Source organism: Planosporangium flavigriseum (genome assembly GCF_011947225.1).
Lineage (GTDB): Bacteria > Actinomycetota > Actinomycetes > Mycobacteriales > Micromonosporaceae > Planosporangium > Planosporangium flavigriseum.
In genome coordinates this window covers 60,687-76,799 of the sequence record NZ_JAATVW010000013.1, presented here as the reverse complement: position 1 = coordinate 76,799, position 16,113 = coordinate 60,687, and the positions used below count along the sequence as shown (strand labels likewise).

Sequence of the window (16,113 nt, the reverse complement as noted above, 5' to 3'; positions counted from 1 at the left end):
GGCTGACCGGGAGCAAACCAGGGCCCTCGTTGGCCGTACGTCAGTAGGTGAACACCTGCACGATGCCGTTGAGCTTGCTCGACAGCTGCGACAGGTCCTCGGCCGCCTGGCCGCTGGCGCGGGCGCTGTCGGCGGTGGCGTCGGCGACGTGGGCGACGCTGCCGACCGCCTGCGTCACCTCGGAGCTGCCCTTGGCGGCGTCGGCGATGGCGCGGGTCATCTCGTTGGTGGTCGCGGACTGTTCCTCCACCGCCGAGGCGATCGTGGTGCTGAACTCGCTGATCTGCTCGATGACCTCGCGGATGCGCCCGACCGCGGTGGCCGCCCCGGTGCTGCTGTTCTGGATGGCGCTGATGCGGCCGGTGATGTCCTCGGTGGCCTTCGCGGTGGCCTGGGCGAGATCCTTGACCTCGCTCGCGACGACCGCGAAGCCCTTGCCGGCGTCGCCGGCGCGGGCGGCCTCGATCGTCGCGTTGAGCGCCAGCAGGTTGGTCTGCTCGGCGATCGAGGTGATCAGCTTGACGACGTCGCCGATCTCCGCGCTGGCGGTCCCCAGTTCGGCGATCTGCTCGTTGGTGGAGTCGGCGATCTGCATCGACTCCTTGGTGACGTGGGCGGCCTTCGTCGCGTTGCTCGCGATCTCCTTGATGGACGCCGACATCTGCTCGGCGCCGGCCATCACCGTCTGGACGCCGCTGTTGACCTGGTCGGCCGCTGCCGCGGCGGAGCCGGCCTTCGACGAGGCGTCGGACGCGCCGCTGCTGAGCTGGGTGCTGACCGCCGACAGTTCCTCGGCGGCGGACGCCAGGGAGGTGCCGGTCTCGGCCAACTCCTCGACGGTCCCGCGCAGGGCGCCGACCGCGGTGTCAAGGTCACGGCTCATGACACCGAACTCGTCCTTGCTGGTCAGCCCGGCGGAGGCGGTGAGGTCCCGGCGAGCCAGGTCGCCCAGGGCCGCCGACACCCGGCGCAGGCCGGCGGTGATCGTACGGGTGATGAGCAGGGCAACGGCGAGCGCGACGACGAGCCCGACCGCCAACAGGGCGATCATCGTCGTGCGGGCCGTCGTGTACGCGTTGGCGGCGAGGTCGAAGCGCTGCTTGGCGTCCGCGTCCTCCGCCTTCATCAGCTCCTCGATGGTGGCCGTGGCCTTGTTGCCCGCGGGGATCAGGACCGTGTCGCGGACCTTGTCGAGCGCCGGGCCGTCGTTGCGCAGCGCGGCGGGCATCCAGAGCTCGTCGCGGGCCTTCTGGTACGCAGCCCAGTCCGCCCGCAGCTGGCCCACCAGCGCCGGGTTCGCGGGGTCGTGGGACGCGTAATCGTCGAGGGCGGTGGCGAACGCCGCGTCGTCCTTCTTGAGCGCCTCCACCATCTTCTGCTTGCCGGCCGGCTGCGAGATGGCGTACGCGTTGACCACGTCGAGCCGGGTCTGCTTCATGATGTCGGCGACCCTGGCGATGTTGCGCACCGGCACCACACCGCCGTTGTAGAGGCTGTCGGCGCTGTCTTTCATGGCACCCAGTCGCACGATCCCGAGCGAGCCGACCGCGACGGCGACGATGGCCATCACCCCGACCGCGCTGAAGATCTTGGTACGTACGCGGAGGTCGCCGAGCCAGCGGGTGACGGCGTTCCCGCGCCGGGCGCCCTGGGGCTCGTAGGTGGTGGTCATCGCGTCCTGCTTTCTGGCTATTGTGCTCGATCCGGTCCGTGTTTTTCGTTACCGTGCGTATCGCCAGGTGCCGGCCGGCGCATGAGCCAAATGCGCGGAGTACAACAATGCACGGCGCGCATCTCCGTTGACCCGAACGTGATCACCAAGCGTTTGCGGTGCTGCAGCGCCGCGAACTCTCGGTGATCATGGACAACCTGTTTGCTGGTAGCTGGGTGGGTAGTCGACGAGGTCTGGACCTGCAGCGAGGTGATGATCAAGTGCCACTCCCACTGAACCTCGAGGCCGGCAACCAGGGATGAGCACGGAGGAGGCGTTGTGTCCGAGGAAGAGAACATCCGGATTCACGACCCGGCCAGCGGCGCGACGCAGAAGGAGTACGACGCGTCGGACCTCGAGTCGGTGCTGCGCGTGCGGGAGTGGCGCAACTGGGACGAAGTCATTCAGTGGCTGCGCACCGAGGGCGACAACCACCGGCGGCTGACGCCCGGCGAGGTCCGGAACATGGTTGCGGACATGGAGCGAGCCCGGCAGCGCGGCGTCCAGTTCAAGCCCGACGCCCAGTACCTGTGGCGCGAGCTCAAGCAGACGGTCCCGGGGTAGGGCGGCGATCGGCACGGCCGCCTCGTCGGCAGGCCGCAGCGCCAGCACGTCCCTGATCTCGCTCGGCGGGTGGATCGTGAGCGACTCGCGCACCTCGGCCGGTACGCCGTCGAGGTCGACGGCGTAGCCATGTGTGATCGGCTTCGCATCAGCGGTGGCGCTCTCGGTGGACCTAGAAGATCACCAATGTGACGGATCTGAGTTTTCGCGGTTGGTGAGGAACATGGCGCAGGTCGCCGCGTGCCGACGCGACGCCCGTGAGGCTCTCCCGATGGCTAGCCGACCGAGTTCTTGAAGGTGTCGATGACTGTCGGGCTGAGCGTGATCCCCGGGTGGGCGAGGGTGGCCCGCCACCGGCGCATCCATCGGTTGGGGCTCGGTCAGGGGACGGCGCTGTTTGCCGGTGCGGTGCTCGGGCCGGGCGTGCTCGCGCTGCCCCGGCTCGCGGCGGACGCGGCCGGCCCGGCGTCGATCGTCACCTGGGCCGTGCTGCTGGCGCTGAGCGTGCCCGTCGCGCTCACCTTCGCCGCCCTCGGCGCGCGCTTTCCCGGCAACGGCGGGGTTGCGACGTTCGCCGGTTCGGCGTTCGGCCCGCACCTCGCCGCGGTCGTCGGTTGGTGGTTCTTTCTCGCCCTCCCGATCGGGATACCGGCCGGCGCGTGGATCGGTGGCGAGTACGTGGCGGCCGCCCTAGGGTTCGGCGGGTCGGCGACCGCGCAGGTGGCGTGCGGGCTGGTGATCGCCGCGTTCGTCGCCAACCACATCGGTCTGCGCCTGTCCGGCTCGGTGCAGCTCCTGCTCGGGGTGCTGCTCGTCGGGCTGCTCGTCGCGGCCGTCGTCGCAGCCGTACCGCACGTCCAGACCGGCAACTTCGTGCCGTTCACGCCGCACGGCTGGACCGGGGTCGCCCACGCGGCAGGGGTGCTGTTCTTCGCCTTCGCCGGCTGGGAAGCCGCCAGCAACCTGTCGGCGGAGTTCGCCAACCCGCGCCGCCACCTGCCCTGGGCCACCGTGCTGGCCCTCATCGTCGTCGGAGTCCTCTATCTCGGCCTGGCTGTCACGACGGTGGGCGTGCTCGGCGACCGGGCGGCCACCTCGGCGGTGCCGCTGACCCTGCTGCTGGAGCACGGGATCGGGGGAGCGGCCCGGGCCATCACCGCCGCCGCGGCGGTCTTCCTGAGCTTCGGCGCGATCAACACGTACATCGCGGGTGGCGCCCGGCTCGGCGCGGCCCTCGCCGACCAGGGCGCCCTGCCACAGCTGTTCGCGAAGGGTGGCGGAGCCGGGGAGGTGCCGCGGCGCAGCCTCGGCCTCCTGGCCGCGCTGACCGGTCTCGTCACCGTGGGGACCGTGGCCTTCGCGGTCGATCTCGACGCGTTGCTGCGGGCGACCTCCGCCTGCCTGGCGGCGGTCACCGTCGTCGGCACCGCCGCGGCGGTACGGGTACTGCCGCCGCGCAGCGCCGGGCGCCGGCTCGCGATGGTGGCGACCGCGTTCGCCGTGGCGGTACTCGCCTCGTGCGGCGTGTTCCTGCTCGTCCCCGCCGGCATCGGTCTGGTCGCGGTCGGGGTCTCGGCGCGGGCCGGTGCCGCCCGGCGCGCCACCCTCGGGCGGAGTGAGGTGCCGCAGGAGGTGCCCGTCTGACGGCGGGGTAGCGCTGCGTATAGCAGACCGTCCTTTGCGGACGTAACAACGGCTACGCGCCGTACATGGGGCCGCACTGGGTGCAATTTTCGCGTATCGTCCGCTACTGTGGAGCGAAGTTCATCGATCAACCCGCTCGGTGTCGATCCGCTCAGGGTCGATCCGCGAAGTGTCGACGCCGCTGCGCAGTTGGCCGCGCAGTTCGAGGAGGAGAAGCCGGGGCGGGTCCTGACCGGCAGGCTCGCGCTGCTGGTCAGCGCCGTCGCCGTCGCCGTCGGGCTGCTCGTGCTGTGGCAACTGTTCCGGCCGCTGGCGCAGGGCAGTCAGTACTACCTGGTCCTCTTTCTCGGCGGCGTGCTGCCCCTGGTGTTTCTCTCGTACGGTGCCGGATCCCGGCGGACGGACCGTCCGACCCCCGTCGACTGGGTGCTGGCCGTCGTGGCGCTGGTGGTGTGCCTGTACCCGGTCCTGCCGATCGGCGGCGGGTACAACGCGTTCCTCAATCGTCAGGGGCTGCTCAGCCCGGTCGACACCGTGATGGGCGCGATCCTGCTGCTGCTCATCCTGGAGGGGTGCCGCAGGACCACCGGATGGGTGCTGCCGGGGGTCTGTGTGGGGTTCCTCGGCTACGCCTACTACGGCGGTTACCTGCCGCAGGGCTGGTCGATCGCGCACGCCGGGTTCGACTTCGACCAGATCGTCGACGCGCTCTACAACTCCGGCAGCGGCTTCTACGGCACGCCGCTGGACGTGGCCGCCACGTACATCGTGTTGTTCACGATCTACGGCGCGGTCCTCGAACTCTCCGGTGCCGGAGCGTTCTTCGTGGACCTGTCGGTCGCCGCGTTCCGCTCGTCGCGCGGTGCGGCCGGGCGTACCGCGGTCGCGTCGGGCTTCCTGCTCGGCACCGTCTCCGGCTCGGGGGCGGCGACCACGGTCAGTGTGGGCGCGGTGACCTGGCCGATCCTGCGCCGGGCGGGCTACCCGGCCGAACGGGCGGGCGGGATGCTCGCCGCCGCGGGGGTCGGTGCCATCCTGTCACCGCCTACGCTCGGCGCCGCGGCGTTCATCATCGCCGAGTACCTCGACGTGTCGTATCTGCAGGTGCTCATCTGGGCGACCGTGCCCACGCTGCTGTACTACCTCGGGATCCTGCTCTCTGTGGAGATCGACGCCCGACGCTTCGGCGTCCGCCCGGTGCCCATCGAGGCGCGCTCTCCCTGGCGGTTGCTGGGGCGGTTCGGCTACCACTTCGGCTCGCTCATCGTGATCATCGTGCTGCTGGCGCTGGGGCAGTCGGCGCCCAGGGCGGTGGTGTACGCCACGGCGCTCGCCGCCGTACTGTCCTATCTGGAGCGTAAATACCGGATGACTCCGCGTCGGTTGGTCGAGGCGCTCGCCACCGGCGTCCGTGGCGTGCTGCCGGTCGCCGCGGTCTGCGCGGCCGCGGGGGTCATCACCGCGGTCACCACCAAGACGGGTCTCGGTCCGCAGGCCGCGGCGCTGCTGGTGGACGGGGCCAGGGCGGCGTCAGACAACGCGACGGTGGTCGCGGTGCTGACCGCCCTGTTCGCGGCCGTGGCCCTCACCCTGCTGGGGCTGGCGGTGCCGGTCACCGCCTCGTTCATCATCGGCTGGGTGGTCGTCGGCCCGGCGCTGATGCAGTTGGGGGTCAGCGCGCCGGCGGCGGCGATGTTCGTCTTCTACTTCGCGGTGCTGTCGGAGGTGACCCCGCCGACGGCGCTCGCCGCCGTCGCCGCTGCCGCGGTCACCGGCGGCCGGATCATCCCGACGATGTGGCAGACCCTGCGGTACGCCCTGCCGGCCTACCTGGTGCCCCTGGCCTTCGTGTTGACGCCGGCCGGCGAGGGGCTGCTCGGCCGGGGCGGCGCTGACCGGGTCGCGTACGCCATGGCGGCGTCGGCGTTCGGGGTCGCGGCGCTGGCCGTCGCTGCCGGGGGGTGGCTACCCGGAGCCGGTCCGGCCGGGCCGGCGGAGCGGGTGCTCGCGGCGGCCGCGGGGCTGTCCCTGCTCTGGCTCGATCCGGTCACCACCGCCGTCGGCGCCGCGCTGGCTGGTGCGGCCGTGGCCGTGTGCGTCGTTCGCCGGTTGGCCGTGGTTGGTGGTTCGCCGGCTGGTGGTTCGGCGGCTGGTGGTTCGGCGGCTGGTGGTTCGGCGGCTGGTGGTTCGGCGCAGCAGATATCGAGGGAGGAGATGGAGTGAAGTCCAGGACTCGACGGATGGCTGTCGGTGTCACCCTGCTCGCCGTCACCGTGGCGGGGAGCGCGGCCTGCGGTGGCCGTCGCTCCGGCGCGACGGCGGAGGGTGGGGGCGGCGCGATCACGTGCCGGGTCGACAAGGAGACCCGGCTGGCGATGGCGACCGGCAACGCGACCGGCGTGTACTACGCGTTGGGTAATGCGTACGCGCTGCAGGTGAAGTCCAACAGCGCCAACAAGATCCAGGCGACGGCGGCCGAGACGGGCGCGTCGGTGCAGAACATCCAGCAGCTCGTCGCGGGGGAGTACCAGGTCGCGTTTTCGCTGTTCGACACCGCGATCGACGCGGTGCAGGGCAAGGGCTCCTTCGACGGTAAGAAGCAGTCGATCCAGGCCTTGGCCCGAATTTACGATAACTACACCCATGTGATCGTACGGGCTGATTCTGGCATCAACTCCATGGCTGATATGAAAGGAAAACGAATCTCCACGGGTTCGCCGAAATCAGGCACCGAAGTGATCGCGTGGCGGCTTCTCAAGGCGGCCGGCGTCGATCCGGAGAAGGACATCACCCCGCAGCGGCTCGATCTGGCCAAGAGTGTTGACGGGATGAAGGATGGCAGCATCGACGGTTTGGTCTGGTCAGGTGGCCTTCCGACCCCTGGTATCACGGATCTCTTTACGACCCTTGGGGACAAGGTTAAATTTGTCGAAGTTACTGGGCTGTTAACCAAGCTGCGGGAGAGCAATCAGGCATATCAGGCTGCATCAATCCCAGCATCGACTTATCGGACCAGAGTCGACATTCCGACGATAGTGGTTCCGAATGTGTTGCTGGCGAAGGGGGACCTCGATGGCAACGTCGCCTGCGTGTTGGTCAGGACGTTGTTCGATAGGCACGACGAACTGATCAAGGCTAATGCCGCGGCAAAGGGCATCAGCCTGGAAACGGCCCGGAAGACCGACCCCGTCCCGCTGCACCGCGGCGCGCAAGAGGCTCTCGACAAACTCGGCGCCAAGTAGCAGTTGACCCGGCTGCCGGGCCCGCCACGAGCGGGCCCGGTCGCTTCTGCGCAGGAGAGCAATGGCGATCGCAACAGTCTCCAATCCGCCACCAGCGGATGACCAGCGCCGCACGGTCATGGTCGACCCGTCGGTGGCCGGTCACCTGCGAGGCGGGGTAGCGCGGTTGTGGTCGGTGCGTACTCAACTGCTCGCCCCGATCCTCGTCGCCATGCTGGGCCTCGGGGTGTTGGGCAGCGTCCAGACGGCAGACAGCGTCGCCAGCGCCCGGGACGCCACACGCGCACAGGTCGTCGCGTCCACCGCGACCGCCACGGTCCGGTTGACCCACGAGCTGGAGCGCGAGCTCGCCGAGATGGTCGCGCTGCGCCAGCGCGGCGGGCGGGCGGGCGTCCAGCTCGTCGTCGCGCAGCGCGTCCGTACCGATGGAGCGATCAAGCGGTACCGGGACACGCTGGAAGCCGCGATGCGCACCGCTCCCGCGCTGGAAGCGCAGCTGACCGCCGCGGACGTCCAACTCGACCGGCTCATCGTCGCCCGGTCGCTGAGCAACCCCGGCAGCCCGTCCGACAGCCTGCCGGACCCGATCTTCCACGACATCACCAGCGCGCTGCTCGCGGTCGCGGACGCGCTCCCGTCCCAGCTGCGCGACCCCGACCTGGCGGCCGCCGCGCGGGAGGTCGCTGCCCTCGCCGCCGTCGAGCACTTCCACGCGCTCGAGCGTGACCTGCTGCGTACGGTCTTCAGCCGCGGCTCGCTCCAGGGCAACGACCTGATCGAGCTGGCCAGGATCGACTCCGCCAGGCAGCAGCGCGAGGCGGAGTTCGCGCGCGTGTCCGAATCCGGAGCGCGGGAACGCTACCGCCGGGTGGTGACGGGGGCCGACGTCGAGCGGGCGGCGCAGCGGCGCGACGCGGTGTTCACCGGCGATCCCGCCGCGCTGAAAGTCGACGCCGATGCGTGGTACGTGGCGCAGAGCGGCACGATCCGCAAAGTAAACCTGGTCGGCCTGGCCCTGGCCGACCAGCTCGACCGCCGTGCCGCCGACATCGCCGCGTCCGCCACCCGCCGCGCCTGGCTCACCGCGACCGGCACCATCAGCCTCGGACTTGTCGCGCTGGCCGCCGCGGTGGTGTTGGCGGTGCGTACCAGCCGCCGGCTGCGGCGCCTGCGGGCCGCCGCGCTGACTGTCGCCCGGCACGAGCTGCCGGACACGATCGCCAAGGTGATGGCCGGCGCGTCCGTCGAGGAGACCTTCACCCGGGACTCCGAGGCCGCCGACATCACCCGCCGTATCGCGGCCAGCGAGGACGAGGTCGGCGAGGTCGCCGACGCGTTCTCGTCGGTGCACCACACCGCGCTGCGGCTGGCGAGCGACCAGGCCGAGCTGCGTCTCGACATGGCGCGGATGGCAGAGACGTTCGCCCGTCGTATCCGTACCCTCGTCACCCGGCAGCTGCGGCTGCTCGACGAGTTCGAACGGGACGAGACCGACCCGGAGGCGCTGTCGCGGTTCTTCGCGTTGGACCACCTCGCCACCCGCCTGCGCCGCAACGGCGAGAACCTGCTCGTCCTCGCCGGTGGCGAACCGGGCCGCCAGGTCACCGGCGCGTTCCCGCTCACGGCCGTCATCACCGCCGCGGCATCCGAGATCGAGAACTTCGCCCGGGTCGAGGCGCAGGCGATGGACGCCGCGGTCGTCGGCCCGGTCGTCGGCGACCTGGTACACCTGCTCGCCGAACTGCTGGAGAACGCGACGTCGTTCTCCCCGCCCGACAAACCCGTACGGGTGGACGCCCGGCACACCATCGACGGCATGGTGCTGCGGGTACACGACAGCGGGATCGGCCTGACGCCGGCGCGCCTGGCGGAGGTCAACGCGCGCCTGTCCGAGCGGGCCGCGCGGCTGTCCAGCGCCGCGGCCGGCACCATGGGGCTCTACGTCGTGGCCCGCCTGGCGGCCCGGCACGGCATCACGGTCGAGTTGCACGCGACCGCCTCCGGCACCGTGGCCTATGTGCGGTTGCCGCTGGACGTCCTCGCCCCGTTGCAGGCGGTGCAGGGCGTCGACGGGATGCCGCGCGCGAGCACCGGGGCCGTGCGCTCCGAAGCTGCGGTCCAGCGGATCGGTACCGGAGCATCGCCCACCGGCAAGTCGCAGGCGGGGAGTGGTGGCCTCAGGGTTCCCGCGTCGGTGGCGGCGGCGACATCGCTGGGCGCACCGTTCCCGGCGCCGGCTGCGCCGGCTGCGCCGGGAGCCCCCTCGGCATCGGAGGTCCCCGCGCCGGCGATCCCCGCGATCGTCCGGGGGTCTGCGAGTCTGCATGAAGGACTGCCGCGGCGTCGCCCGGGCGCCCAGCTCGGGGGCGAGCCGCTGACGGTGCCCATGCCGGCGCCCCGGGCTCCCATCGACCCAGAGACCGTCCGGACCCGACTGTCCGCGCTGGCCGAAGGTGTGTCCGCCGCGATGCGCCAGAACAGCGAACCACGTACCGCCGCAGAATCACCTACCGCCGCAAGGGATCGATGAACCATATGCAACAACAGCAGCAGACCGCCGGCCTCGACTGGTTGCTGGCAAGCTTCGCCCGGCAGGTGCCGGACGTGGCCCATGCCGTGGCCGTGTCCGACGACGGGCTGCGCCTGGCCACCTCCGCTGACCTCCCGGTCGACATGGCCGACCAGCTTTCGGCAGTGATCAGTGGGCTGGCCAGTCTCTGTACCGGCACCGCCCGGCTCATGTCGGCGGGCAGCGTACGCCAGACGATCGTGGACATGGACGGTGGCGTCATGCTGGTCATGACGGTCGGGGACCGGGCGCTGATCGGGGTGCTGGCCGCGCCAGGATGCGACCTGGGGCAGGTCGGGTACGAGACGGCGATGCTGGTACGCCGGGTCGCCGACGCGCTCGAACCGGGCCCACGCCAGGCCGGGAGGTCCACGTGAGAGTGCGCGCCCTGGTCTGCACACTGGTCGTCGCGGTCGCGCTGACCGGCTGCGCGAACGCCGCCGCCGCCCCTCGGCGCTGGCACGAGGGCCGGCTCTTCCTCGCCACCGGCAACACCAGCGGCACGTTCTACCAGTTGGGCGGCGGCTATGCCGACCTGGTCAGCACGTACCTTCCGGGGTACGAGGTGCGGGCCGAACCCAGCGGCGCATCGGGCGACAACGTGGATCGGCTGGCCAGCGGAGACATGGAACTGGCGCTGTGCAGCGGTGACACGGCGGCCGACGCTGCCGAGGGGCGCGGCCCGTACGCCGGCAAGCCACAGCCGATCCGGGCGCTCGCCCGGCTGTACCGCAACACGATGAATGTGGTCGTCCGCACCGACGCGAAGATCCGCAAAGTCGCCGACCTGCGCGGCAGGCGGGTCTCCACCGGCACGCTCAACTCGAGTACCGACCTGCTGGCCGGGCGCATGCTGGAGGCTGCCGGGCTCAATCCGGACACCGACATCCAGCGGCTACGGACGTCACTGCCTGACACGGTCAACGGGATGCGGGCCGGCAGCGTCGACGCGCTCTTCTTCACCGGCGGTCTGCCCACGCCGGGGATCACCGACCTGCTCGACAGCGCGCCCGGCAAGTTCGCGCTGCTGCCCGCCGGCGACGTGGTCGAGCCATTGGCGGCCAAGTACGGGTCGGTGTACTCGAAGGCGACCATTTCCAAGGACGTCTACCACACCGAGGCGGACGTCGAGGCGATCGTGCTGCCGACCCTGCTGCTGGTCCCCGCCGACATGCCCGACGACCTGGCGTACAACCTGACCAAGGTGCTCTTCGAGCACCAGGCCGAGCTGGCCAAGGTGCACCCCGAGGGCGCCAACTTCGACCGTGCCTCCGGGGCGCAGACCCAGCCGGTGCCGCTGCACCCCGGTGCCCGGCGGTACTACCAGGGTCGCTGAGCGATCTATGCTTCAACGTCGGCCGGCCGGGGATACCTCCGGCGCCGCCGACCGATAGGAGCTGTTCGTGGCTGTCCATGACCGCCTCACCACCGCGCCCGGCCTTGCCCCCGGCCCCGGATTCGCGCACGCCGTAACCGTTTCCGGCCGCGTGGCGTTCGTCTCCGGCCAGGTCTCGGTGGATGCCGAGGGGCGGGTCGTCGGCGCCGGTGACCTGGCGGCGCAGACCAGGCAGGCCCTCACCAACATGTACGCGGTGCTGCGCGAACTGGGCGCGGACTGGTCCGACGTCGCGAAGCTCGGCTGGTACCTGCTGGACGTGACCCAGGTGCAGACGATTCGCGACGTACGCGACGAGCTCATCCGTCCCGCGCTCGGCGAGCTGCCCAACCCGGCGAGCACTCTGGTGCAGGTTCCGGCGCTCGTCCGACCGGAGTTTCTCGTCGAGGTGGACGCGGTCGTCGCCCTGCCTAGCTGAAAGGCCCTGCCCAACCGGCATCGTTTTACACCTGCTCGCCTGCATCGATTCGACGCCGGTTTTGCCGTTCCGGGTGAACGGCCTCCTAGCCGGTGACAGAGATCGATATCCCGGTTACGCTCGGCGGTGTTTCGCGGTTTGATCGCGCGGCGCCTGGGGCACGCGCGGACAGCGAAGCTCGCCGATCCTCAGGAGCGCGTATGCGAATTCGCAGGATGACCGCCTTGGCCGCCCTCACGCTGTCGATCCCACTGTTCGTCCCCGTGACGCCGGCTCATGCCGGCGCCAATGTGGACGCTTCCCGGCCGGGCAAGGCGTCATCGGTGGCGGAGGGGTACGGCGGTGCCATTTCCACAGTGGACCCCACCGCCACCAGCGTCGGGCTCGACGTCCTCCGCCGGGGTGGCAACGCCGTCGACGCGGCCGTCGCGGCCGCCGCCACCCTCGGCGTCACCGAACCGTTCTCGGCGGGTATCGGGGGCGGCGGCTTCTTCGTCTATTACGACGCCCGCAAGCGCGCCGTCTACACGATCGACGGCCGGGAGGCCGCGCCGATGACGATGCGGGAGGACGCCTTCGTCAATCCGGCCACCGGCGAGGCGTACAAGTTTCCGGAGGCCCGGGTCAGCGGCGTCTCCGTCGGCGTGCCCGGCACGCTGATGACCTGGCAGGAGGCGCTGCGCCGCTGGGGTACCCGTACGCTTGCGGCGTCGCTGGCCCCGGCGGCAGGGGTCGCCGAGCGAGGATTCCCCGTCGACGCCACCTTCTCCAGCCAGGTAGCCGAGAACCAGGCGGCGTTCGGCCAGTTCGGTTCGACCAGCGCGCTGTACCTGCCGGGCGGGCAGCCGCCGGCGGTCGGTTCGACGCACCGCAACCCGGACCTGGCGGCCACGTACCGGCTGATCTCCCGAAATGGCGTCGACGAGTTCTACCGGGGCGTGGTGGCCCGTGACATCGTCGCCACCGTGCAGCACCCGCCGGTCGCGCAGCAGCGGATCGGGAAGTGGGACTACGAGATCCGGCCCGGCACCATGGCCATGTCCGACCTGGCGCGCTACCGGGTCCGGACCCCGGAGCCGACCCACTCCCAGTACCGTGGCCTCGACGTGTACGGCATGGCCACGCCCTCCAGCGGCGGCACGGCGGTCGGGGAGGCGCTCAACATCCTCGAAGGATCGAATCTGCGCGCGCTGCCCAAGGCGCAGGCTCTGCACCGCTACCTGGAGGCCAGCGCGCTGGCGTTCGCCGACCGTAACCGGTACGTCGGCGACTACACCTCGCGCGGCACGTTGGAGCAGTTGCTCAGCGACGGGTTCGCGGCGGAGCGGGCCTGCCTTGTCGATCCGGCGCACGCGCTGCCCAAGCCGGTCGCACCCGGAGTGCCGGACGGCTCGTACGGTGGCTGCAGTCGGGCGGCGGCGGGGGAGGCCAACACACAGGGCACGCACACCACCAACCTCACGGTCGCCGACCGGTGGGGCAATGTTGTGGAGTACACCCTGACCATCGAGCAGACCGGCGGCAACGCGATGGTCGTGCCCGGGCGGGGCTTCCTGCTCAACAACGAGTTGACGGACTTCAACTTCACCAACACGCAGGCGCCCGCAGCGGACCCGAACCTGCCCGGGCCGGGCAAGCGGCCGCGCAGCTCGATGTCGCCGACGATCGTGTTGGCGCACGGCAAGCCGTACCTCGCGGTGGGCTCGCCCGGTGGTTCGACGATCATCACGACCGTCCTGCAGATCCTGATCGGCCGGTTGGACCTCGGCCTGACGTTGCCGGACGCGATCGCCGCGCCGCGGGCCACGCAGCGCAACACCGCGAGCGTGCAGGCTGAGCCGGCGTTCTTGAATTCACCGGAAGCCAAGGAATTGGAGCGGATGGGCCACGCCTTCGCCGCGAATCCGGAGATCGGGGCGGCGACCGGAATCGAGTTCCGGCGCGACGGTCGCATGCTGGCAGCGGCCGAGCCGACCCGCCGAGGCGGTGGCGCCGCCGCGGTCGTTTCCCCATGATCATGGAAGATTCGGGGTGCCCCAGCGCCCCGAATCTTTCATGATCATGGAAAGTGGGTGGGTCAGCCGAGACGGCCGAAGATCGGGTGCGGGCTCAGCCTGACACGCGGAGCGGGCTTGCCATTCCACGGCGCCTCGCGGATCGCCTTCATCGCGGCCTTGCGGCGCTCGGTGTCCATCCGGTCGATGAAGAGGATGCCGTCGAGGTGGTCGGTCTCGTGCTGCCGCCTTGCTGGCGCTGATCGGGGAGCGGGGCACCCTGACCTCCACCCAGGCAGCCCGTGAGCTCGGTGGTAACTCCGGGCTGTACTCGTTCCACCTGCGACAACTGGCTCGGTACGGTCTGATCGAGGAGGCTCCGGCCGGCCGCGGCCGGGTACGGCCCTGGCGGCTGGCCACCTCCGCGCCGGCGCCGAGCGCGGACCCGGCATCCCAGCCCACGACCGATCTGGACGGTCTGGCCAGGGGACTGGAGGACGAGAGCTACCAGCGCTGGCTCGTTCAGCGCGACACCGCACCCGCCCGCTGGCAGCGGGACGAGGCGTTCAGCCAGATCCTCTACCTCACGCCGCGCGAACTGACCGAGATGGGCAGCGCGATCCGGGAGCTCATCGCCCGGTACCGGCAGCGCGAGGAGCGCCCGGCGACCAGACCACCGGGGGCTGCCCCGGTAGCCGTCGTGGCCCGCCTGTTCCCGTTGATCGAGCCCGAGTAGTCACGCCCGTCCGGCAGCCAGCGGCTGCTGCACCCGCGCCGCCACCTGCAGCGGCCGGCGTGGCTGTTCCAGCTCGCCGCTGGCGACGATGTCGCGGGGGAACACCGAGTCCAGGGTCCAGCCGGCGAGTACCCGCGCCTTCCGGACCGGGCTCGGCAGCAATGCCCAGTGGTACCCGCGGTGCAGCAGCCAGGCCGGTAGCCCGCGCATTCGTACGTGGTAAACCTCGGCCACGCCCTGGAACCGCCCGAGCCCCGCGACGGAGCCGGCGTGCCGGTGCCGGAACGGCTGAGGTGGGTGGCCGTGCGGGCCACGCAGGTCGGAGATGAGGTTGTCGGCGAGCCGGCGGGCCTGCCGGACCGCGTGCTGAGCGGTCGGCGGGCACAGCGCGTTGGGATCACGGCCGGTCAGGTCGGGCACCGCGGCGCAGTCGCCGCCGGCCCACGCGCCCGGCATCCCGCGTACCCGCAGGTACGCGTCGGCGACGACCCGCCCCTTGTCGTCGCGGGGTAGGTCGGTCTTGTCGAGCATCGGGTTGGGACGGACACCGGCTGTCCAGATCAGCGTGTTGGATTCGATGATCTCGTCGGCGTACAGGCCGGCACCGAACCTGATCCGGCCGCCGACGCACGACGATATCGTGGTGTGGAGGCGAATCTCCACGCCGCGCCGGCGCAGCACGTTCGCCGTGTACTCGCTGAGCTCCGGGCTGACCTCCGGCATGATCCGGCCGGCCGCTTCGACGAGGATCCAGCGCAGCTCCTCGCGGCGCAGGCCGAACGCGTCGACCACGGCGTACGACATGTCCGACAGCTCACCGAGCGCCTCGACACCGGCGTAGCCACCGCCGGCGAGCACGAACGTCAGCGCCCGGCGCTTCACTCGGGGGTCGAACGTGGAGGCCGCCAGCCCGAGCTGGGTGAGTACCTGATTTCGCAGGTAAACGGCCTCCGCGAGGGTCTTGAAACCGACCGCCAGCTCGGGGAGTCCGGGCACCGGCAGCGTTCGCACGACCGAGCCGGGGCCGACCACTACATGGTCGTACTGGAGGTCGTGCTCTTCGCCGTCCACCAGCCGGAGCCGCGCCCTGCGTTCGGCGTGCCGCAGTTCGACGACCTCCGCGTTCAACACGCGGAACCGGGGCAGGACCCGGCGCAGCGGGATGACGATGTTGCGCGGCTCGATGTTGCCGCCGGCGACCTCCGGCAGCAGCGGTTGGTAGGTCATGTGCGACCGGGGGTCGGCGAGGATCAGCTCCGCCTCGCCCGGCCGCAGGTGTTTCTGCAGGTGCCGGGCGGCGTACAGGCCGAGGTGACCGCCGCCGACGATGAGTACGCGAGGAGTGGCATCTCTGGTCATCGCGGTTCCCCACTTCGCAGCGTGTTGTCGACGGCCGCCGTGACCGTGCCGTACGCCAGGTGCGGTACCACGTCGGCGACCCAGTCCACGGCGCTCCACCGGCGCGGATCGGTCACTCTGAGCACGGTCATCGGGGCGTTCGACGCGACCATGGCCATGGCCATCAGGGTGCCGGCCGCTCGCGGCCACGGCCGTGGCCCGCGTGCCGCACCCACGTAGGCGAGGGCCACGACCAGCCCGGTCGCGTACCCGAGCAGCGCCCCGATGCCGGCACTGCGGTTCTCGGCCCGCTCGCCCTCGCCCAGGTCGACGCCGACGATCTCGGCCAGGCGCCGCACTGTCCGCTGCGGGGTCGTACTGGCGGGACGACCGCGGATCGCCATGTCCAGGTAGGTGACCATGTCGAGCGCTACCGTGCCGGCCGCGCCCGCGATCAAACCCCGGTACAGGGTGCGCACCAGGGGCGGCTACCCGGGGCGG

At 70.9% G+C, this 16,113-nt stretch carries 13 protein-coding genes and 1 pseudogene; 10 read left to right on the top strand and 4 right to left on the bottom strand.

Going from position 1 to position 16,113, the window contains the following annotated elements; all coding sequences use genetic code 11:
• Nucleotides 1-40: 40 nt before the first annotated feature.
• The gene (locus tag HC028_RS18245) at nt 41-1,672 is read right to left on the bottom strand and encodes a methyl-accepting chemotaxis protein (protein WP_168078566.1); all 1,632 of its coding nucleotides are present in this window, start codon (nt 1,670-1,672) and stop codon (nt 41-43) included.
• Nucleotides 1,673-1,990: 318 nt separating this feature from the next.
• Here HC028_RS18245 and HC028_RS18240 point away from each other — a divergent pair, with 318 nt between their 5' ends.
• From HC028_RS18240 to ggt, 9 genes are all read left to right on the top strand, one after another.
• Nucleotides 1,991-2,275 (top strand): hypothetical protein, encoded by a 285-nt coding sequence (locus HC028_RS18240; protein ID WP_168078565.1) that lies wholly within the window; start codon nt 1,991-1,993, stop codon nt 2,273-2,275.
• Nucleotides 2,276-2,578: 303 nt separating this feature from the next.
• The gene (locus tag HC028_RS18235) at nt 2,579-3,919 is read left to right on the top strand and encodes an amino acid permease (RefSeq protein ID WP_168078564.1); all 1,341 of its coding nucleotides are present in this window, start codon (nt 2,579-2,581) and stop codon (nt 3,917-3,919) included.
• Between the two features lie 108 nt (nt 3,920-4,027).
• Nucleotides 4,028-6,142, top strand: a complete 2,115-nt coding sequence (locus HC028_RS18230) for a TRAP transporter permease (RefSeq protein ID WP_203981340.1) — start codon at nt 4,028-4,030, stop codon at nt 6,140-6,142.
• A 17-nt stretch (nt 6,143-6,159) separates the two neighbouring features.
• Nucleotides 6,160-7,161 carry a TAXI family TRAP transporter solute-binding subunit gene (locus tag HC028_RS18225; protein ID WP_168078563.1) on the top strand — a complete coding sequence of 334 codons (1,002 nt, stop codon included), beginning with the start codon at nt 6,160-6,162 and terminating at the stop codon, nt 7,159-7,161.
• A gap of 61 nt (nt 7,162-7,222) precedes the next feature.
• The gene (locus HC028_RS18220; RefSeq protein WP_239075486.1) at nt 7,223-9,691 is read left to right on the top strand and encodes a sensor histidine kinase; all 2,469 of its coding nucleotides are present in this window, start codon (nt 7,223-7,225) and stop codon (nt 9,689-9,691) included.
• A 5-nt stretch (nt 9,692-9,696) separates the two neighbouring features.
• Nucleotides 9,697-10,107, top strand: a complete 411-nt coding sequence (locus tag HC028_RS18215; RefSeq protein ID WP_168078562.1) for a roadblock/LC7 domain-containing protein — start codon at nt 9,697-9,699, stop codon at nt 10,105-10,107.
• Entirely contained in the window at nt 10,104-11,066 is a 963-nt protein-coding gene (locus HC028_RS18210) for a TAXI family TRAP transporter solute-binding subunit (RefSeq protein WP_239075487.1), read from the top strand. The genes HC028_RS18215 and HC028_RS18210 overlap by 4 nt, the downstream gene beginning before the upstream one ends.
• Before the next feature lie 67 nt (nt 11,067-11,133).
• Nucleotides 11,134-11,544 (top strand): RidA family protein, encoded by a 411-nt coding sequence (locus HC028_RS18205; protein ID WP_168078560.1) that lies wholly within the window; start codon nt 11,134-11,136, stop codon nt 11,542-11,544.
• Nucleotides 11,545-11,744: 200 nt separating this feature from the next.
• Complete coding sequence (gene ggt / locus HC028_RS18200; protein ID WP_168078559.1) at nt 11,745-13,559, top strand: gamma-glutamyltransferase; 1,815 nt, start codon at nt 11,745-11,747, stop codon at nt 13,557-13,559.
• A gap of 62 nt (nt 13,560-13,621) precedes the next feature.
• On the opposite strand, the pseudogene HC028_RS27700 reads toward ggt, so the two are convergent.
• Nucleotides 13,622-13,783, bottom strand: a pseudogene (locus HC028_RS27700) (peptide deformylase); the annotation flags it as partial.
• Nucleotides 13,784-13,788: 5 nt separating this feature from the next.
• Here HC028_RS27700 and HC028_RS27695 point away from each other — a divergent pair.
• On the top strand, nt 13,789-14,274 hold the full coding sequence (locus HC028_RS27695; RefSeq protein WP_239075500.1) for a helix-turn-helix domain-containing protein: 486 nt from the start codon (nt 13,789-13,791) through the stop codon (nt 14,272-14,274).
• On the opposite strand, the gene HC028_RS18190 is transcribed toward HC028_RS27695, so the two are convergent.
• Together HC028_RS18190 and HC028_RS18185 are read right to left on the bottom strand one after the other, a co-directional pair.
• A complete protein-coding gene (locus HC028_RS18190; protein ID WP_168078557.1) occupies nt 14,275-15,633 on the bottom strand; it encodes an NAD(P)/FAD-dependent oxidoreductase in 1,359 nt (452 codons plus the stop codon). It lies immediately after the preceding gene.
• Entirely contained in the window at nt 15,630-16,091 is a 462-nt protein-coding gene (locus HC028_RS18185; RefSeq protein WP_373313928.1) for a hypothetical protein, read from the bottom strand. The genes HC028_RS18190 and HC028_RS18185 overlap by 4 nt, the downstream gene beginning before the upstream one ends.
• Nucleotides 16,092-16,113 lie beyond the last annotated feature (22 nt).